An 18,905-nucleotide genomic window follows, 5' to 3' on the forward strand; every position below is an offset into this window, starting at 1 on the left:
GACCGATGACAAAAGGCGGCCCGTAAGGCCGCCTTTTTTGTGTGCGCTTATTTCATCTTCAGAATGCTCAGGCCGAGCTTCTGGCTGTCGCCATCCTGGGCCTTGACCCAGACCACTTCGGTCTCCGCTTCCAGCCCGCTCAAGGCGGCATGATCGGAGTCGATGCGCACACTCAAGCGGTCGCCAACCGCGAACTGGCGCGGTGCCTCAACCTGCATGCCGCTGCTCGAGAGGTCGATGCACACGGCTGATACCTCATCACCTTCATGGATCAACACCACATCGGCATCGACCCGCATGCGGATGAAATCACGCTTTTCGCTGTAGTCCCGACCGGTTTGACTCATGGTTTTGACCTTCCATTGGGTTACGGTTTGAGCGGTTCTTATAACTCTCGGTGATTTGACAAGTAAAGTCGTCAAGCGACCATCGGCGCATGCTTGAAACGCCCCGCGGATGGGAGTACCGTCTGCGCCTTAGAAGGGCACCTCTGGTGCAATCGCGTTCCGGGCCACTGCTCGAAAGCGGTGCAGCAGAGAGGCTAGAAAGCGAATCCAGTAGTCTGAGCCGGGCCGATGCCCCGCCTGCTACGCCAACCTAATTCTGGCGCCGTTTGCCCACATGCCAAAAACCAGTGCCACGCTGCTGATAATCGATGATGACGAAGTAGTGCGCGCGAGCCTCGCGGCCTATTTGGAAGACAGTGGTTTCAGCGTCCTGCAGGCCAGCAACGGCCAACAGGGTCTTCAGGTATTCGAGCAAGACAAGCCCGACTTGGTCATCTGCGATCTGCGCATGCCGCAGATGGGTGGTCTCGAACTCATCCGTCAGGTCACCGAGCGGTCACCGCAAACGCCGATGATCGTCGTTTCGGGTGCCGGCGTGATGAACGACGCGGTCGAGGCGCTGCGCCTGGGTGCGGCGGACTACCTGATCAAGCCTCTAGAAGACCTGGCCGTGCTCGAGCACTCGGTGCGTCGTGCGCTGGATCGTGCGCGCCTGCTGCTGGAAAACCAGCGTTACCGCGAGAAGCTGGAGAAGGCCAACCGCGAGCTCGAAGCCAGCCTGAACCTGCTGCAGGAAGACCAGAACGCCGGTCGCCAGGTGCAGATGAACATGCTGCCGGAAAGCCCTTGGCGCATCGACGAGTTCCAGTTTGCCCACCAGATCATCCCGTCGCTGTACCTGTCGGGTGATTTTGTCGACTACTTCCGCGTCGACGAGCGTCGGGTGGCGTTCTACCTGGCTGACGTATCGGGCCATGGCGCCTCTTCGGCGTTCGTCACCGTGCTGCTGAAGTTCATGACCACGCGCTTGCTGTTCGAGTCCAAGCGCAACGGCACATTGCCGGAATTCAAGCCTTCGGAAGTCCTTGGTCATATCAACCGGGGGCTGATCAGTTGTAAGCTGGGCAAACACGTCACAATGGTCGGTGGAGTCATCGACGAGGAGACCGGTTTGTTGACCTATAGCATCGGCGGCCATCTGCCGTTGCCTGTGTTGTACACGCCTGACAGTGTTCGTTACCTCGAAGGCCGCGGTTTGCCGGTGGGCCTGTTCAACGAGGCCACCTACGAAGATCACGTGCTTGAGCTGCCACCGACGTTCAGCCTGACGCTGATGTCTGACGGTATTCTGGATCTATTGCCAGAACCTACGCTCAAAGAAAAAGAAGCCGCTTTGCCCCAACGGGTGAAGTCGGCGGGCGGCAGCCTGGATGGTCTGCGGCAAGTGTTTGGATTGGCCACGCTAGGGGAGATGCCGGATGATATCGCCCTGTTGGTGTTGAGCAGGAACCTTCAATGAGTACCGGTAGAATCCAGTTCGCCGAGCAGGACGGCACCTTCGTCCTGAAGTTCGTCGGTGAAGTTCGCCTGACCCTGTGTTCGGCGTTGGATGCGACTATTGAGAAAATCTTCACTGCGTTGAATTTCAACGCGATCGTGATCGATTTGACCGAAACCCGCAGCATCGACAGCACCACCCTGGGCCTGTTGGCCAAGCTGTCGATCCTGTCGCGGCAAAAGGTCGGCCTGCTGCCGACCGTTGTCACCACCCACGAAGACATCACCCGGCTGCTGCAGTCGATGGGCTTCGAACAGGTGTTCAACATCGTCAACCACCCGGTGCCGTGCCCCGAGTGCCTGGACGACCTGCCGGATCAGGACCAGTCAGAAGAAGTGGTGCGGATCAAGGTGCTTGAAGCGCACAAGATCCTCATGGGCCTGAACGATTCCAATCGTGAAGCCTTCCATGACCTGGTGAATGCCCTCGAGCGGCACTGATTCTTTGGGGTTGAGGTTGTCTGTTCCGGCCTCTTCGCGGGCAAGCCCGCTCCCACAGTGATTGAGTGAACCCGAGATCTTCATTCCACACCTGACCCTGTGGGAGCGGGCTTGCCCGTGAAGGCGTCATTCCAGACGATGCATCTTCCGGCACTGCATAAATAAAAAGGGCGAACCCAACCGGGTTCGCCCTTTTTGCATTTCAACCGCTCAGATCACAGCTTGGCCTGCAACAGCGCCTCGAGCTTCTCCTGGTCACGGGCAAACTGACGGATGCCCTCAGCCAGTTTCTCGGTGGCCATCGCGTCTTCGTTGGACAACCAGCGGAATTGCGCTTCGTTGAGGCTCAGGCGCGCTTCGCCGGCGTGGCCCGGGGCGAGTTTGCGCTCCAGTTTGCCGGTGTCTGCCGCGAGCTTGTCGATCAGGTCCGGGCTGATGGTCAGACGGTCGCAGCCTGCCAGTTGCTCGATCTGGCTCAGGTTGCGGAAGCTGGCGCCCATGACCACGGTCTTGTAGTCATTGGCCTTGTAGTAGTTGTAGATGCGGGTCACCGACTGCACGCCCGGATCATCGGCACCGGTGTAGTCGTTGCCATTGGCCTTCTTGTACCAGTCGTAGATGCGGCCCACGAACGGCGAGATCAGGAACACCCCGGCGTCAGCGCAAGCAGCAGCCTGAGCGAAAGAGAACAGCAGGGTCAGGTTGGTCTGGATGCCTTCCTTCTCAAGAATCTCGGCTGCGCGGATGCCTTCCCAGGTCGACGCGATCTTGATCAGCACGCGGTCACGGCCGATGCCGGCCTTGTCGTACAGCTCGATCAGGCGATGTGCACGCTTGAGCACGGCGTCCTGGTCGAACGACAGGCGCGCATCCACTTCAGTGGAAATGCGGCCCGGAATCACTTTGAGGATTTCCTGGCCCACGGCAACGCCGAAACGGTCGCTGGCCAGGCCCACGTCGCCCTTGCAGTCGCTGACGCAAGCGTTCAGCAGCTCGGCGTAAGCCGGGATGGCGGCGGCTTTGAGCAGCAGGGAAGGGTTGGTGGTGGCGTCGACCGGCTTGACCCGGGCGATCGCTTCGAAGTCGCCGGTGTCGGCAACCACGGTGGTCATCTGTTTGAGTTGTTCCAGCTTGGAAGTCATGGGTGTGCTCTGTCCTGTGGGTTTGACGACATTACCCGAGCGTTGACAGCCACTCAAGGGCATCAAGGCGTAACGGGTTCCCCGGGGGGCAACAACCTGAGAACGGCTGTTTGAAGGGTGGGGCGCGGTATCGATGAATACGATGCCAAAATCGGCCGCAGGTTCAAAGCAACTGACGGCCAGCGCCCCTTGAGCACATTGATGGAGGTTATTGCTGGCTCAACTGGGTTTTGACCGCAGTTTCTGCCGGTTTCGGCTGGCCATCGGAAGTCAACAGACCGAAATTCTTCTCGCGGTCATTGCTGCCGGTGTCGCTGTTTTTCCACTCGTAGATCGAGGTCAGGGCAATGTTGCGGGTTTTGATATCGGCCACGAATGCGCTGATTTTGCTGGCCTGACCCTCAATCCCGCCGTTGGAGGCGAGCGCCGAGATGCCCCATTCGCTGATCACCCCCGGCAGATGGAAGTTCTGCTGGATAAACGCCTGGGCGTTGCTGATCTGGGTACCGGTCATGCCGTACGGATGGTAGGAAACCGCGTTGAGGCACTTGGGGTATTCGCTGACGATTCGGTTAAGCGCCACCGTCGACGCCGAGCCGGCCGTTGGCGGCCGGGCAAAACCAAAACCGATCACCGGGGCGGCTGGCGGCTTGTCCTGCAGGGTCTTGCACGCCGCGCTCATGAACGGCACGAACGTCGTGTCGAAATTACCGGTCGGCCAGTAGGTGCCCAGGTCCGGCTCGTTCCACAGTTCAATCGCCACCAGTTGCGAACCGTAGGTTGCCGCCAGACTGGTCAGCGCGTTGGCGTACGCAACCCCAGCGTTCGCCAGATCACTGGTATTCAACGGCTTGGTCGCGCGCAGGGTCATCAATACCGGCAGACCCGCCGCGCGGGCCACGGCGAAGGCCTCGCTGACCTGTTTCTGATAGGCCGCGCTGCTCAGGCTGTCGGTCCATACGCCGAAGCGTACGAAACTGAACCCGGTGGCTTTGACGTGCTCGGCGTCGGCGGCGGAGAAGGTCTGGACTTTGACCTGAACTCCGATGGTCTTGTTGGTGGGTAATGCCGGGAACAGATCACTGGCGTGGACCTGGCTGGCGCTGCTGAGCAATAACAGGGTCAGGGCGCCCAATCGGTTGAGATGTGCTGACTTCATGTCGGTTCTCCTGGTGAGAAATGACAACGGCGAAAAAAGTATCTCGTGATAACTGCTTCGAAACTAACAAAGGCACTAAGTGCGCCAATGTTATTTTTTGTCAGGAAAGCAAGACCTGAAAATCACAGTTATTTTTAGTCCGGTAATTCTGTTTTGGCGGCTTTTGAGGCTGTGGTACTTAATACGCTGGTACTAACAGGGCGAATCTATTTCTGAGTGCAGGATGATCTAGTGGGTTCATTAAGATTCGCACTAGATGTTGGCAGAATGATATTACACAGGAAAGTAAACCTTGTTCAGAAATATCCTGGTTGTGTGCGTTGGCAATATTTGCCGAAGTCCGACAGCAGAACTTCTGCTGCGTAACGCGCTGACCCCTTCAACCATCTCCGTGACTTCCGCAGGCCTCGCAGCGCGAGTCGGCGAAGGCATGGAAGCGTCGGCGCGCCAAGTGCTGGAAGACCACGGGCACAGTGCCGAGGGGTTCAAGGCGCGGCAATTGACTACCGATATCGTCAATGCATCAGACCTGATTCTGGTCATGGAAAAACAACATGTGAATCAGGTGCTGAAGATTGCCTCGCACGCCCGAGGCAAAGTATTTCTTCTCGGCAAGTGGCAGAGCGAACGAGAAATACAGGATCCGTATCGTCAAGGTAAGGCCGCTTTTATTCATGCCCATGCATTGATTGAAGATGCTGTTAGCTCGTGGGCGCAGCGCCTCGGACATTGATGAACATTCTTCAGATCAGTGAATGGTAAGAAAGACTTATGCAGTTACCGTCAGTAATCGCCAACCGTGATAACGATCAAGACAGTATTGATCTTCTCGGCATATTCGGCAGTTTGATCGACCAGAAATGGTTGATCGGTGCATTCACCGGTGCCTTCATGGCCGCCGGCGTTGCCTACGCGGTATTGGCGACGCCGGTGTACCTGGCGAACGCGCTGGTGCAGGTTGAACCGAAAAAAAACGACATGCTCGGCTTTTCCGACCTCAGCAGCATGCTCGGCGGACAATCGCCGTCGGTGACCGAAATCGGCATCATCAAATCCCGCGCGGTGATCGGCAAAACCGTCGACGACCTGCGTCTGGACATCGACGTCACCCCCAATACCTTCCCGGTCATCGGCGGTTTTCTCGCCCGGCGTTATCGTGGTGAAACCGAGTCCAGCGTGGCGCCGCCGCGTTTTGGCTTCAACAGCTACGCCTGGGGCGGCGAGCGTCTGGAATTTACCCGGCTCAATCTGCCCAAAGAGTTGTTGGGCAAGAAGCTCACCCTGATTGCTGGTGAACAACAGCGCTTTCAGTTGCTCGATGACAACGACAACCTGCTGGTCGAGGGCGTCGCCGGCGAAGCCTTCGCCCAGGACGGTGTCGAAGGTTTGATCGAGCGCCTGCAAGCCAACCCGGGCACGCGCTTTGAAGTGGTGCGCAATCCACGGATCGTGACCATTCAGGGTTACCAGGATGCGCTGGATATCTCCGAGCAAGGTAAAGAGTCGGGGATTATCCGTCTGGCGCTGGCCAGCGCCGATGCGGCCGAGGCGGTGAAGATCCTCAACAAGATCGCCGCGCTCTACGTCGATCAGAACGTGCGCCGCACCTCGGCGGAAGCGGCGCAGAGCCTGGCGTTCCTGCAAAGCCAGTTGCCGCAGGTCAAGCGTGATCTGGCCAAGGCCAGCGATGCGCTCAACGCGTATCAGACCCACGGCAAGACCGTGAACATTTCCCTGGAAACCCAATCGGTGCTCGGTCAGTCCGTGGCGCTGGAAACGCGGATTTCCGAGCTGAAAATGCAGCAGGCGGAAATGGATCGCAAATTCACCAAGCAGCATCCGGCGTATCGCGCCTTGATGTCGCAGATCGGTGAATTGATCCAGCAGCAGAAGTCGCTGGAAGGCAAGGTCGGCGACCTGCCGGCCACGCAGCAGGAGTTGCTCAACCTGACCCGCGATGTGGAAGTGGCTTCGCAGATCTACACGCAGTTGCTGAACAAATCCCAGGAGCTGGACATCGTTCGCGCCGGTGCGGTGGGTAACGTGCGCCTGATCGACCCGGCGGATGTCGACCTGACCAGCCCGGTCAAACCGAAAAAAGCCCTGATCGTGCTGATCGCGACGTTCCTCGGCGCCTTTGTCGGCGTGGCGCTGGTGCTGTTGCGCAAGTCCCTGAGCAAGGGGCTGGAAGGCCCGGAAGCCATCGAACAGCTCGGGCTGCCGGTGTACGCGTCGATTCCTTACAGCGCCTTGCAGCGCGACGAGGACACGAAAAAGGGCCGGGCCAAAGTCACCGCTGAAACACCGGCCTATCTGCTGGCGTTGCGCAATCCGACCGACCTGTCCATCGAATCGATCCGCAGCCTGCGCACTTGTTTGCACTTTGCCGCGCTGGACTCGACCAACAACCGCATCATGATCTCCGGCCCCAGCCCGCAGGTCGGCAAGACCTTCGTCTCGTCCAACCTCGCGGCGGTCATGGCGCAAAGCGGTCAGCGCGTGCTGCTGATCGACGCCGACATGCGCAAGGGTCACCTGCACAAAACCCTGAATGTGCCGATCGCCAATGGCCTGTCGGACCTGCTGGTCAAGCGCTGCAGCATCGAGCAGGCGGTCAACACGGTGGAAATCGACAACCTGCATTTCATCAGCCGTGGCCAGGTTCCACCGAACCCTTCCGAGCTGCTGATGCACGCCAACTTTCGCGATTTGCTCGCCGAGCTGAGTCAGCGCTACGACGTGGTGATCATCGATACGCCGCCCCTGCTGGCGGTGACCGACGCGGCGATTGTCGGGCGTGAAGCCGGTATCAGCCTGATCGTCACGCGGTTTGCGGTAAACCCGGCCAAGGAAATTGAAGCGACCATTCGCCGCTTCGCGCAGAACGGCATCGAGCTCAAGGGTGCGGTGTTCAATGGCGTCGAGAAGCGCGCTGCCAGCTATTACGGCAATGGCAGCTACGGCTATTACAACTACGAATACGCGTCGGACAAATCCTGAGCTTCAGGGACGTTCCAACAGGCATGAAAGTGGGTGGGTTGTGAAGAAAATACTGCACGTGGCTGAAACGATAAAAGGTGGGGTCGCCACCGTTATCCGCACGATATCGGCGTCGCCCGAAGGCCATGACTCGAACTACGAATGGGTCTATCTGGTGCCGCTCGACCAGAAACAGGAGCTGCACGGCATCGATCAGAGCCAGATTCGCACGTTCGTCAGATCCGGGCGTAACGTGCCTTCGCTGCTGCGCTTTGCGTGGGAACTGGCACGGACGCTGTTTGAGGAAAAACCCGATGTGGTGCATCTGCACAGCACGTTTTCCGGGGTGATCGGCCGCTGCGTTTGTGTGCTGCTCAAGCCGTGGCGTCGGCCGAAAATCGTCTACTGCCCGCACGCCTTTTCGTTCCTGATGGAAAGCTCGCCGACCAAGCAGAAGCTCTATGCCTGGATCGAACGGGTCCTGCAGCGAGTCACCGACGTGATCATCTGCGTCAGCCGCTACGAAATGGACAAGGCCGCACGGTTCGGCATTCAGCGCAAGCGCATGAAGCTGATCTACAACGGCATCCACCAGCGCGACGCAGCGCCGAAGGCCGACAACCCCGCGCCGATTCATCTGCTGTTCGTCGGTCGCCTCGACTACCAGAAAGGCTTCGACGTATTGCTCAAAGCCTTCGCCAAGGTACAGCGCAGCGATCTGAAGCTGACGGTGGTTGGCAGTGCGGTCAACGAGGACAAGGTCGAGTGCCCCGAGATGGACGCGGTCGAGTACCTGCCGTGGGTCACGCCGGCCGAAGTGCAGGCGCTGTATCAACAGGCCGACGCGCTGATCGTGCCGAGCCGCTGGGAGGGTTTCGCCATGGTGCCGCTGGAAGGCATGGCCATGGGCTTGCCGGTGATCGCCAGCAACTGCACGTCATTGCCCGAACTGGTTACCCATGAAGTGTCCGGCTACGTCTTTCCCACCGGTGACCACCAGGCGCTGGCCGATGTGCTGGCGCGAATCCAGAAGCCGCGGTTGCTCGACCTCGGCAGCGAAGGCCGGAACATCGTGCGCGAACGCTTCAGCGCCGCGCTGATGATCCGCCAGACCTACGACGTGTATTGCGCTCCCACTTATTAAGTAGAACTCAAGCTTATGAACGTAACGATTTTGCATGGCTACAGTGCGTCCAATTCCGGTGATGGCCTGCTCGTCGATCTGGCCATCGCGTTGGTGCAGCGCAACTTTGGCGAAGACACCGCGATCAATGTCGTGGCGTCCGATCCGCAGTCTTTCGCCTACCTGCCGCACCCGCGTTTCGACGCGCCGGTGATGGCGGCCAAGGGCCTGGGGCGGGTCAAGCAGGCGGTGTTCCTCAATCAGTCGTATGCCGGGCTGGCGGATCTGCTGCGCAAGACTGATCTGATCGTCGGCGTCGGTGGCGGCTACATGCGCTCGAAAAGTGCCTTCGAACACATCAAGCTTAAACTCGGCCACGCCAAGCAACTGGAAACAGCGATCCTCAGCAAGGTGCCGTCGGTGTACCTGCCGCAAAGCATCGGCCCGTTCCACGGCGAGAGCCGCAAGATCGTCGATCACTACGCCAGCGCGGACGCGGTGTTCGTGCGCGATAACCGCTCCTCGGCAATGTTCGATGCCTGCGAAAACGTCTACCGCGCGCCGGATCTGGCGGTGCAGTCACTGGCGAGCAAGATCCTTCAGCAACCGAAGTTCACTCGCTGCGCCTCTTCGCCGGCCACTGTGTGCGTGGTACTGCGCAAGCCGCCGGAGTGGAGCAAGGAAAAGAAAGTCGCCTACGTCGCCAACCTGAAGCTGCTGCTGCAGCGTCTGAAGAACAAAAGCAAAGTGGTTTGTGCCGTACAGAGTGCCGTTCGCGGTAACGACGACGGTGCGTTCTATCGCGAACTGGGCATCAGCGAAGAGCTGCTGTCGTTGAAGGCGACGATTGCCAAATATCAGCCGGACCTGGTGATCTCGGTGCGTCTGCACGGCGCCATCGAATCGCTGTTGTCCGGCGTCCCGGCGTACCACATCAGCTATGAACGCAAAGGCTTTGGCGCCTATCAGGACATGGGCGTGGAAGACTGGGTGATCAATGGCGGCGACATCGATGTCGAGCAGATCATCGACACCGTGTACGCGCCCAATGCCCTGTCGAATTTCGGCAAGCGCCTGACGGATACCTGCCGTGAAATCGAAGCCAAGACGGTGATGATGGACGAGATCATCAAAGGCGTCGTTCGATGATATTTCGCTTGCTGCTGCGCGGCGGAGCCTTGGGCGCGAAGTTCTTGCTGGTGTTGGCCATCACCCATTACCTGGGCTACGAAGCGCTGGGGTTTTACGGGGTGGTGGTCGCCGCGTCGCTGATCGCCTCGAAGTTCTACAGCGTCGGTTTCAGCTCCGAGATCAATCGGTTGATCAGCGTTGGCGGCAGCTCGCGGCGGGTGGTCGACAAAGTCCTGTTGCTCTACCTTGCGGTGGGGCTGCTGCTGTCGCTGGTAACGGTGGGGATTTACTCGCTGTTCCAGCAGGTCGAGGCAAGCACCGCGCTGATCCTCTGCGTGACGCTGGTGCTGCTTACCGAACACCTGTCGTTCGAGATCAACTCGTTCGTGTTTTCTGCACAGAAAGCCACGGCGGGCGCGCTGCTGTTCTTCATCAAGACCGGTCTGTGGGCGCTGCTGGCGGTGGGCGGGATGATGCTCGACTGGGTCTCCGGCATCGCCAGTGTGCTGTGGCTGTGGGTGGCCGCCAACGTGTTGGTGATCGTCGCCGGTTACCTGATTGTGGTGAACGTGCACAAGGGCCGGGTCAGTGCGGCGTTGACGACGGCGACCGTGTGGAAGGCCGGGTTGCCATTCTATTTCGGCACGGGGTTGATCGCGCTCAGTCAGTACGCCGAGCGCTTTCTGATTGCCGATCTCGAACCCTACGCCAGCCTCGGTAAATACGTGTACGCGTGGTCGGCGGCGAACACCTTACAGGCGTTGTCTTACGCAGTAGTGGCGGTGGTCGGTATTCCGGTGTTGGCCAAGCGGTTTCAGGCGGATCAGCAGGCGTTCACCGTCCGGCAATTGTTCGTCAACAAATGGGTGATGCGCTCGTTAGTGGTGTCGGCGGCGGTGGCGGTGCTGATTTATCTGTTCTTTAACGTGGTGCTCGATTACGTCGCCACCAGCGTGCCGCGTCCGGATAACGCGATTCTCGGCGTGCTGATCTTTTCCTTTGCCCTGCGGGCCATCGGCGACATCGTCTGGGGCGGTCTGATCGCTTCGAAAAACAGTCGGGTGTCATTCGCCAGCGCGGCCATTTGCTTGCTGGTGTCGGTGCCGGTCAGCTACCTGCTGATCAAGCACTATTCGATTTATGGCGCGGCGTGGGGCAATGTCTTCGCGATCATCGTGCAGCTCGGGGTGATCGCCGTGTTGACTCGGGCGACCCGTGCCAAAGGGGCGCTGGCATGGGGTTGAAGTTGCCGTGCATCGAGTTTCGCGGACGCAAACTCGATTCTTCGCTGTCGTTCCTGATTCTGTTCACCGGGTTGTTTCTGTCGGTGGCGATGCCGCTGTTGATCCCGCGTGCTCCGGGCCCGGATGCCATGACCTTGTGGTCGTCCTACGCCCGCGCCGACAATTGCAATTTCTGGAACCCGTTCTCGCCGGATCGTTCCTCCTACGAGTGTTCTGCGTTCCTGCTGCGGCCCACCGGGATCAACCTGACCAACGCCTGGGCCTACGGGATGTTCTGCAACTTCTTCCTCACGGCGATTCCGGTGGTGGTGTTCCGGCGCATGCCGCTGGCGATCTTCGGCACCCTGTGCCTGTGGGGTGTGGTGCGTTCGTTTTTTCTGGAAAACCTGACCAAGGAAATCATCGTCTCGGTGGCGGTGCTGAGCATTTTGTTCAGCGCATTGACGCGCAAATACCGCGGCGGTTTTTTTCTCTCGGCGGTGATCTATGGCGTGCTGATCCGGCCTTACTGGATTCTGTTTTCGCTGTCGTGGGTCGGCGTCTGCGTGATGAAAAAGTACGTGTCGCGTTTCACCTTCTTCCTGATGCTGTTCCTGTTTTACCTGGCGGTGGCCATGGCGATTCAACTGGCGCTGGGCTTTCCGGTGTCGTCGATTCGCGCCAGCAACAACGAGTTGCGTACGGCGGGGGAGGAGGGGTCGAAATCGCTGATCGTCTCGTGGCTCAGTGGCAGCGACTTCGTCTCGCAGGCGCTGGACTCGATGATCATTTTCTTCCGGTTGTCGTTTCCGGTGGAGCTGATTCTGCTGTCCGGGCCGGGCCAGGTGATCTTCGTCGCGCTGATGATCATGACCGCGCTGCTGCTGTTCAAAGTCATCACATCCACCGATTACAAAGGTGCGCCGATCGAGACCAAACCCAAGGAACTGATCGCGATCCCGCTGGCGTTTCTGTTGGTGCAAGGCTTGTTCGAGCCGGACTTCGGCTCCTTCGCCCGACACTTTTCCATGGTGGTGCCGGTGCTGTTTGTCGGCCTGGGCCTGATGTTGCGTGCGAACAAGCCGGTGCGGGTTGAATCACGCGTTCTGAATTGAGGCAGGTGCTGTATGTCGAGCAAGAAAAAATCGCTGGAGATCGAAACCCTGCGTGGTCTGGCATGCCTGCTGTTGGTGCTCTATCACGTCATCGGCCCGTTGGGCGGAGGGCTGAAAATCGATCTCGGCTCGCCGTTCCGGGTGATCGCCGACTCGATGGTGTATGTGCGCATGCCGCTGTTCACCTTCATTTCCGGCTACATCTATTCGATCTACAAAATTCGCGGCAATGACTTTTCCGCATTCTTCAGCGGCAAGGTGCGGCGGCTGATCGTGCCGCTGTTTTGCGTCGGTGTGCCGTTCTCGGTGTTGCAGGCAGTGGGGCCCGGGGTGAACAAGGACGTCGGCGTGATCGATGCGTTGTTGTCGTTCTGGGTGCCAGTCAACCACTTCTGGTTCCTGCAGGCGGTGTTCATCATTTTCATGTTCGTCGGTCTGCTGGAATGGCGCGGGATGCTGCGCTCGATGACGCGCTTGTATCTGCTGTTCGCCTTCGCAGCGGCGCTGTTTCTGTTGCCGCCGTTCAAGCTCGATGCGTTCGGCATCAATGGCGCGATTTACCTGCTGCCGTTTTTTGTGGCGGGGATGATCGGCCAGGAAAATGTCGAGGCGTTGAAGCAACGGTTCAAGGTGATCGGGCCGCTGGTGTTTGTGCTGATCTCGCTGACGCTGCTGTACGTGGCGGCGATTGACCGTGAGTTGATTGTCGACCGCCGTAGCCTGATTGGCTTGACCGTGGGTTGCGTATCCTGCATCGCCTTGCTGTCGAGTGACATGCGCTCGAAGTGGCTGACCTGGCTGGGCGGCTACTCTTACGCGATCTTCCTGTTTCATGTGTTGTTTGCGGCGACTTCGCGGTTTGTCATGGGACGGCTGGGTGTAAAAGACGAAAGCATTCTGGTGCTCAGCGGATTGCTGTTCGGCTTACTGGGGCCGGTGGTACTGTCGATGATTTTCAGTCGCTTCAATGTCACGTCGGTGCTGTTTCTTGGGGAGCGTGCGGCGAAGAAAAAACCGGCGGCGGGTATTGCTCCAGCGGTGCCGGCCAATAGCTGAAAAGCTTCGCGAGCAGGCTCGCTCCCACAGGAATTGTGTGAGTTGCCGAGATCCCATGTGGGAGCGAGCCTGCTCGCGAAGGGGCCATTCCAGACTGAAGGAAATAACGCATGTTGGCAGTAAATGACGCTCGGCCGGTCGCAGCGTCGGTAATCGAAGTAGGCGATGCCCGCGAGCGCTTTGCGCAGTGGCGCGAAGGCAAGGCCGGGAAGGTGTTGTCGGTCTCGGTGATCGGCGACAGCTACAGCGCCGGGCAGGATTTCTACCTGAACAAACTGGTGCAGCGCGTGGCCGGCGAGGTCGGATTTGCCGGCCCTGGTTACGTCGGTTTCAACCATGGCGCGGCGCTGGGTGGCACGCATTTCAAATATACCCGCAGCAGCGAAAAATACTTCGGCGGTGGCTGGCAAGTGTCCGGCCTCGGCCAGGCCAGCCCCGACAGCCGCACGGTGACCGGCAAGCCCGGCGCCTGGTTGCAAATCGATGCCAGCCCGACACCCGCCATCGACACCCAAGTCACCCAGGCGAAATTGCTCTACCTGGGCAACGGCGAAGCCAGTGAGCTGCGCTACCGTTGGACACCCTCGGAGGACTGGAAACCATTGACGCTCAAGGGTTCGGGCGTTCAGGAAGTACCGCTTGCAGGTCTCTCTTCAGCGCCAGACTGGTCATTCAAACTGGAAGTGGTGAAGGGCGCACCGACCTTGTTTGGCCTGTGGCTGAGCAACGATCAGCACGGCGTGCGGGTTTCAAAACTGGCGGCCTCGGGCGCGGCCTCGGCGGACTTCTATCATCGCGATCCGCAATGGCAAGTGCAGTGGAAAGCCGCCGTGTCGAAGATCCCCGCCGACGTTTACCTGATCATGCTCGGCGGCAACGACCAGGGTTTCGGGGTCAAACCCGAACAGTACCTGCACAACGTTCAAGGGTTGGTGGCGATGATCCGCGAGATCCAGCCGGCGGCGAGCATCAACCTGATCATGCGTCAGGACACCACGCGGTCCAGTGCCTATCCGATGTCGGCGTATGCACAGGTCCTGCAGCCGTGGGCGCATGAGCAGCAGTTGGGCTTTGCCAATCTGCAATGCGCGTTCGGCCCTGACGTCAAACGCTATGCGGCGGCGATGATCGGCCCGGACAAGATTCATCCGCAGCCCGCGACGGGCGGGAAGGTGATTGCCGACTACTTCTATCGCTGGATCGTCAGTGGCATCAATGCGGACAGTTGCGACCCAACGAAACCCCTGTAGGAGCTGCCGAAGGCTGCGATCTTTTGATCTTGAAAAAGAAATCAAAAGATCGCAGCGTGCCGCAGCTCCTACAGGGTCGTGTTTTATTTGAAGTTATCTATCTGGCTCAGGAGCTCCGCAGTCTTCTGCGGCATCAGTTGCGTCGCACACCGCGTCTCGACATTGATGATGATCGCCGGCTCGTTGCAGCACAGACGTACGCGGAAGCGCCAGTCGCTGAAGATCACTTTCAGGCCATCACGGTCATCCATTTCCAGCGCTTGCTCGGCATACAGTTGTTTCAGATGGGCGAGCAGGGGATAGGGATCCGCCAGCGTGCGGCGAATGTCGCCGGACGAAGGAAACATGCCGATGCGTTCCACCAGCAAAATACTTCCCAGCCATGACTCGTTGGCGCTGGGCAACGGCTGATGGTGTGACAGCCAGCTCACCGTGCCGAGGTTGCCCACCTCCCGTTCAATCTCTGCTGCATGCTGTGCCATGTTCATGGTTGCCTCCTGAAAAGAGAAGTGGGCGGGGGCCGTCTCAGCGGCCCTTGAGGTAGACGTTGTCGTAGCAGAAGTTGGTCGCCTGCAGGTAACCCTCGGCGTCGCCGCAGTCAAAGCGCAGGCCCTTGAACTTGTAAGCCAGCACGCAACCGTTTTGCGCCTGCTTCATCAGCGCGTCGGTGATCTGGATCTCGCCGCCCTTGCCCGGTTGGGTGTCGGCGATCAGGTCGAAGATGTCCGGCGTCAGGATGTAGCGGCCGATGATCGCCAGGTTCGACGGCGCGTCCTGCGGCGCCGGTTTTTCCACCATGTTGTTGACCCGGTAGATGCCGTCGGACATCAGTTCGCCGGCGATCACCCCGTATTTGTGGGTCTGGTCGGCCGGGACTTCCTGAATGGCGACGATCGAGCAGCGGAATTTCTTGTACAGCTGGATCATCTGCGAGAGCACGCCGTCACCGTCCAGGTTCAGGCACAGGTCATCGGCCAGCACCACGGCGAAAGGTTCATCGCCGATCAACGGACGGCCGCTGAGAATCGCGTGACCGAGGCCCTTCATTTCCACCTGACGGGTGTAGGAGAAGGTGCAGGTGTCGATCAGCTCGCGGGTGCCGGCGAGGAATTTCTCTTTCTCGGTGCCGCGGATCTGGTGTTCGAGTTCGTAGCTGATGTCGAAGTGGTCTTCCAGCGCACGCTTGCCCCGACCGGTGACGATGGCCATGTGTTGCAGGCCGGCGTCCCGTGCTTCTTCAACGGCGTATTCGATCAACGGCTTGTTGACGATCGGCAGCATCTCTTTCGGCATGGCTTTGGTCGCCGGCAAGAAACGCGTGCCGTAACCGGCAGCGGGGAACAAACATTTACGAATCATAAAAGTATCCTGGACAGTCATGGAACACAGGCAACGGATGCGCACACTTACGAAGGTGCACAAGTTTCAATGATTATTGAACGAGTACTTTAATACCTGAGTCAGGTTGTTAATGGCAATTAGCGCAGGGGGTAAAACATGACAATGTTATGAGATGTCGGTAACAACGTTATTAGTTATTTTTAGTCGGTATCTGTTGATAGTGATGAGTGTACTTGGGGTGCTAATAAGTACCAGGCAATACAGTTTGACCTGCAAAAATATTTATTGCCAGTGGTTGAACTAATTTTGTTTGAGGCTGTTGTCGTCCTTATTTGTGTGGTGCGCCACAGATTCAATGAAAGGGACTTGACAGGCTACTAGTCACTTATCCAATGACGGACCACGCTATGAAGATTCTGGTAACGGGTGGCGCCGGCTATATCGGCTCGCACACCACACTTGCGCTGCTTGAAGCAGGTTATGAAGTTGTTGTACTGGATAATCTTTGCAACAGCAGCGATGCGGCATTGCACGCGATAGAAGGTATCTGCGGCAAAAGCGCGCTGATGATTCGCGGCGATGTCTGCGACCGGGCGTTGCTGGACCGGATTTTTCGCGAGCATGCGATCGACGCGGTGCTGCATTTTGCCGGGCTCAAGGCCGTCGGCGAGAGCGTGCGCAAGCCGCTGGATTACTACGAGAACAACGTCGGCGGCAGCATCACGCTGTGTCAGGCGATGGCCGCAGCCGGGGTGTTCCGGCTGGTGTTCAGCTCTTCGGCCACGGTGTACGGCGAGCCTGAAGAGATGCCGATCCGCGAGGATTTCCCCACCGGCATTCCAACCAATCCCTATGGTCAATCCAAGCTGATCGTCGAGAACGTGTTGCGCGACCTGAGTCAGGCCGAGCCGCGCTGGAGCATCGCCTTGCTGCGCTACTTCAACCCGATCGGTGCGCATCACAGCGGGCATATGGGCGAAGACCCCAGCGGCATCCCCAACAACCTGCTGCCCTACATCAGCCAGGTCGCGGTTGGTAGCCTGCAGGAACTATCGATTTTCGGTGATGATTACCCGACTATCGACGGCACCGGGGTCCGCGATTACATCCATGTCGTCGACCTCGCCGATGGCCATCTCAAAGCCTTGCAATCGATTGCCGACCGTCCGGGCATTCATACCTGGAACCTTGGCACCGGCGACGGCTACAGCGTGATGCAAGTGCTGCACGCCTTCGAACAGGCCAGCGGGCGACCCGTGCCGTACCGGGTGATGCCGCGGCGCAGCGGGGACATTGCCGAGAGCTGGGCCGACGCCTCGAAAGCGCAAAAAGAACTCGGCTGGAAAGCCACGCGCAGTCTGCAGGACATGGTCACCGATACCTGGCGCTGGCAATCGAATCATCCGCGCGGTTATCTCGAATGATGTCGTTCTAATACTGAATGTTAGTTTCGGTCAGCTGTTAGATATCGTCGGGAAAATACGCTGGAAATGCCTTTTGCAAGTCCGTAGATATAAACCTGCCGTTCGACTTTTATCAGTTGGGTAAGACTGTGAAAGAACGACGGATCTTGTTCGCGCTTTTCGCGGACTTGAACGCTACCACCGCTAACAAAGACCGGTTTTTAACAGGTCGAATGTTAGAAAGGAGTTGATATGAAAAAAGTGATGGCGATTGCCCTGTTGACGATGTTGAGCAACTGGGCGTCTGCTGCTGAAGCGCCGCTTACTGCGGTGACCAATGTATCTGGCAGTGTCGCGGCTTCTACAGCGCCTGCTGCCAGTACTGCAATGGTTGCCAGTGCAGTCGCGGCGTCCAACAGCGGCGGAAGTGCCAACGGCGGTACCACGGGCACCACCGGTACTACCGGCACCACTGGCACGCACAACTAACAGGAACATTTGTTAGTGCAGTACAGGGTCGCCCGACGCAAGTCGGGTGACTTTATTTTTAGATTCGCCCTTGAATAGCGTAGTGCCATTATGACTCGTAGTTTTTCTCTTTTGCTGTTGGCAAGTATCGCTTTGCAAGGTTGCATGTTTTCCCCCGGCCAATACCTGAGCACCGGCGACATCACGCGCCAGGGCGCCAGCGAAAGCAGTCGGGTCGAGCTGATCCCGATCACGCCCAAGCTGATCTCGATGACCCGCGCCACGCAAAAGCGTGAGTCGGTGCCGGCGGAACTGTTGGCGACGCCTGCCGAATACCGCATTGGCAGCAACGATGTGTTGTACATCACGGTCTGGGATCACCCGGAGCTGACCGCGCCATCGGGGGCACAACAGCAGATCGACGCCAACGGTCGACTGGTGCGCTCCGATGGCACGCTGTACTACCCGTTCATCAAGGAAGTGCAGGCGGCCGGCAAGACCATTCAACAGCTGCGCTCGGACATCGAAACCCGCCTGTCGGCATTCATCGCCGAGCCGCAGGTGGATGTCGCGGTGCTGCGTTTCGCCAGTCAGAAAGTGGTGGTTTCGGGCGCCGTGGCCAAGGCCGGTCCGCAGCCGATTTCCACCAACCCGCTGAGCGTGGTCGAAGCCCTCGGTACGGCCGGCATCGACACCAACAACGCCGATCTGTCGGGCCTGCTGCTGACGCGCAATGGCCGGGTGTATCCGCTCAATCTCGACTCGCTCAACCAGCAGGATTCCGAGTTGCAGCACGTCTTCCTCAAGGGCGGCGATCAGCTGTACCTGCCGTACAACGACAACAAGCGCATCTACGTCATGGGTGAAGTCAACCAGCCCCGTGCGCTGAGCTTCAAGACCGCAACGATGAACCTCTCCGACGTGCTCGGTTCGGTCGGCGGCTTGAGCCAGACCACCTCCAACGGCAATGCGGTGTACGTGATTCGCGGGGTGGAAAACCTCGATGTCGAGCCGGCGAAGATCTATCAACTGGAAGCCCAGTCGCCGACCGCCATGGCACTCGCTTCGCACTTTGAAGTGCGCCCCCAGGATGTGGTGTACGTCGGCCCGGCCAACGTCACGCGCTGGAACCGCTTCATCAGCCAACTGGTGCCGTCGGCATCGATTGTCGGGACCGGGGCTTCCGCTGCGAAGAACTGGAGCGAATTCAGTAACAACAGCAAATAAGGC

The 18,905-nt window shown here is 58.8% G+C and carries 18 protein-coding genes; 13 read left to right on the forward strand and 5 right to left on the reverse strand.

The window, feature by feature from the left end; translation table 11 throughout:
- Window positions 1-47: 47 nt before the first annotated feature.
- Window positions 48-347: a PilZ domain-containing protein gene (locus ACM6HV_RS19180; protein ID WP_095668728.1), complete on the reverse strand. Its 300-nt coding sequence runs from the start codon at window positions 345-347 to the stop codon at window positions 48-50.
- Between the two features lie 274 nt (window positions 348-621).
- Between ACM6HV_RS19180 and rssB the strand changes: the two genes are divergently transcribed.
- Both rssB and rssC read left to right on the forward strand, forming a co-directional pair.
- Window positions 622-1,806, forward strand: a complete 1,185-nt coding sequence (gene rssB / locus ACM6HV_RS19185; RefSeq protein WP_041074010.1) for a two-component system response regulator RssB — start codon at window positions 622-624, stop codon at window positions 1,804-1,806.
- On the forward strand, window positions 1,803-2,285 hold the full coding sequence (gene rssC, locus ACM6HV_RS19190) for an anti-sigma factor antagonist RssC (protein WP_003226553.1): 483 nt from the start codon (window positions 1,803-1,805) through the stop codon (window positions 2,283-2,285). The genes rssB and rssC overlap by 4 nt, the downstream gene beginning before the upstream one ends.
- 215 nt (window positions 2,286-2,500) lie before the next feature.
- On the opposite strand, the gene tal is transcribed toward rssC, so the two are convergent.
- On the reverse strand, window positions 2,501-3,427 hold the full coding sequence (gene tal, locus ACM6HV_RS19195; RefSeq protein ID WP_027611470.1) for a transaldolase: 927 nt from the start codon (window positions 3,425-3,427) through the stop codon (window positions 2,501-2,503).
- A gap of 208 nt (window positions 3,428-3,635) precedes the next feature.
- Window positions 3,636-4,586 (reverse strand): glycosyl hydrolase family 5, encoded by a 951-nt coding sequence (locus tag ACM6HV_RS19200; protein WP_414905019.1) that lies wholly within the window; start codon window positions 4,584-4,586, stop codon window positions 3,636-3,638.
- Between the two features lie 292 nt (window positions 4,587-4,878).
- Here ACM6HV_RS19200 and ACM6HV_RS19205 point away from each other — a divergent pair, with 292 nt between their 5' ends.
- The 8 genes from ACM6HV_RS19205 (at window position 4,879) to ACM6HV_RS19240 (ending at window position 14,463) form a co-directional block, all read left to right on the forward strand.
- A complete protein-coding gene (locus ACM6HV_RS19205) occupies window positions 4,879-5,319 on the forward strand; it encodes a low molecular weight protein-tyrosine-phosphatase (protein ID WP_108183325.1) in 441 nt (146 codons plus the stop codon).
- A 38-nt stretch (window positions 5,320-5,357) separates the two neighbouring features.
- Window positions 5,358-7,586, forward strand: coding sequence for a polysaccharide biosynthesis tyrosine autokinase (locus ACM6HV_RS19210; RefSeq protein WP_414905020.1), 2,229 nt, complete (start codon window positions 5,358-5,360; stop codon window positions 7,584-7,586).
- Between the two features lie 40 nt (window positions 7,587-7,626).
- Window positions 7,627-8,709 carry a glycosyltransferase gene (locus tag ACM6HV_RS19215; RefSeq protein ID WP_414905021.1) on the forward strand — a complete coding sequence of 361 codons (1,083 nt, stop codon included), beginning with the start codon at window positions 7,627-7,629 and terminating at the stop codon, window positions 8,707-8,709.
- Between the two features lie 15 nt (window positions 8,710-8,724).
- The gene (locus ACM6HV_RS19220; protein WP_414905022.1) at window positions 8,725-9,837 is read left to right on the forward strand and encodes a polysaccharide pyruvyl transferase family protein; all 1,113 of its coding nucleotides are present in this window, start codon (window positions 8,725-8,727) and stop codon (window positions 9,835-9,837) included.
- Window positions 9,834-11,063 (forward strand): polysaccharide biosynthesis C-terminal domain-containing protein, encoded by a 1,230-nt coding sequence (locus tag ACM6HV_RS19225; RefSeq protein ID WP_414905023.1) that lies wholly within the window; start codon window positions 9,834-9,836, stop codon window positions 11,061-11,063. Before ACM6HV_RS19220 ends, ACM6HV_RS19225 begins: the two co-directional genes overlap by 4 nt.
- Window positions 11,054-12,157 carry a hypothetical protein gene (locus ACM6HV_RS19230; protein WP_414905024.1) on the forward strand — a complete coding sequence of 368 codons (1,104 nt, stop codon included), beginning with the start codon at window positions 11,054-11,056 and terminating at the stop codon, window positions 12,155-12,157. The genes ACM6HV_RS19225 and ACM6HV_RS19230 overlap by 10 nt, the downstream gene beginning before the upstream one ends.
- 12 nt (window positions 12,158-12,169) lie before the next feature.
- Entirely contained in the window at window positions 12,170-13,213 is a 1,044-nt protein-coding gene (locus tag ACM6HV_RS19235; RefSeq protein WP_414905025.1) for an acyltransferase family protein, read from the forward strand.
- Window positions 13,214-13,323: 110 nt separating this feature from the next.
- Window positions 13,324-14,463: an SGNH/GDSL hydrolase family protein gene (locus ACM6HV_RS19240; protein ID WP_414905026.1), complete on the forward strand. Its 1,140-nt coding sequence runs from the start codon at window positions 13,324-13,326 to the stop codon at window positions 14,461-14,463.
- 83 nt (window positions 14,464-14,546) lie between these two features.
- Here the strand turns inward: ACM6HV_RS19240 and ACM6HV_RS19245 are convergent, their stop codons facing one another.
- Together ACM6HV_RS19245 and galU are read right to left on the reverse strand one after the other, a co-directional pair.
- Window positions 14,547-14,951, reverse strand: a complete 405-nt coding sequence (locus ACM6HV_RS19245; RefSeq protein WP_414905027.1) for a mannose-1-phosphate guanylyltransferase — start codon at window positions 14,949-14,951, stop codon at window positions 14,547-14,549.
- Window positions 14,952-14,988: 37 nt separating this feature from the next.
- Window positions 14,989-15,822: a UTP--glucose-1-phosphate uridylyltransferase GalU gene (gene galU / locus ACM6HV_RS19250; protein WP_414905028.1), complete on the reverse strand. Its 834-nt coding sequence runs from the start codon at window positions 15,820-15,822 to the stop codon at window positions 14,989-14,991.
- 389 nt (window positions 15,823-16,211) lie between these two features.
- Between galU and galE the strand changes: the two genes are divergently transcribed.
- From galE to ACM6HV_RS19265, 3 genes are all read left to right on the forward strand, one after another.
- Window positions 16,212-17,228, forward strand: a complete 1,017-nt coding sequence (galE, locus tag ACM6HV_RS19255) for a UDP-glucose 4-epimerase GalE (RefSeq protein ID WP_123588490.1) — start codon at window positions 16,212-16,214, stop codon at window positions 17,226-17,228.
- 231 nt (window positions 17,229-17,459) lie between these two features.
- Entirely contained in the window at window positions 17,460-17,696 is a 237-nt protein-coding gene (locus ACM6HV_RS19260; protein WP_003226528.1) for a hypothetical protein, read from the forward strand.
- Between the two features lie 144 nt (window positions 17,697-17,840).
- Window positions 17,841-18,902, forward strand: coding sequence for a polysaccharide biosynthesis/export family protein (locus tag ACM6HV_RS19265; RefSeq protein WP_414905029.1), 1,062 nt, complete (start codon window positions 17,841-17,843; stop codon window positions 18,900-18,902).
- Window positions 18,903-18,905: the final 3 nt, after the last annotated feature.

Origin of the sequence: Pseudomonas sp. IT-P260 (assembly GCF_949768395.1) — a bacterium.
GTDB lineage: Bacteria > Pseudomonadota > Gammaproteobacteria > Pseudomonadales > Pseudomonadaceae > Aquipseudomonas > Aquipseudomonas parakoreensis.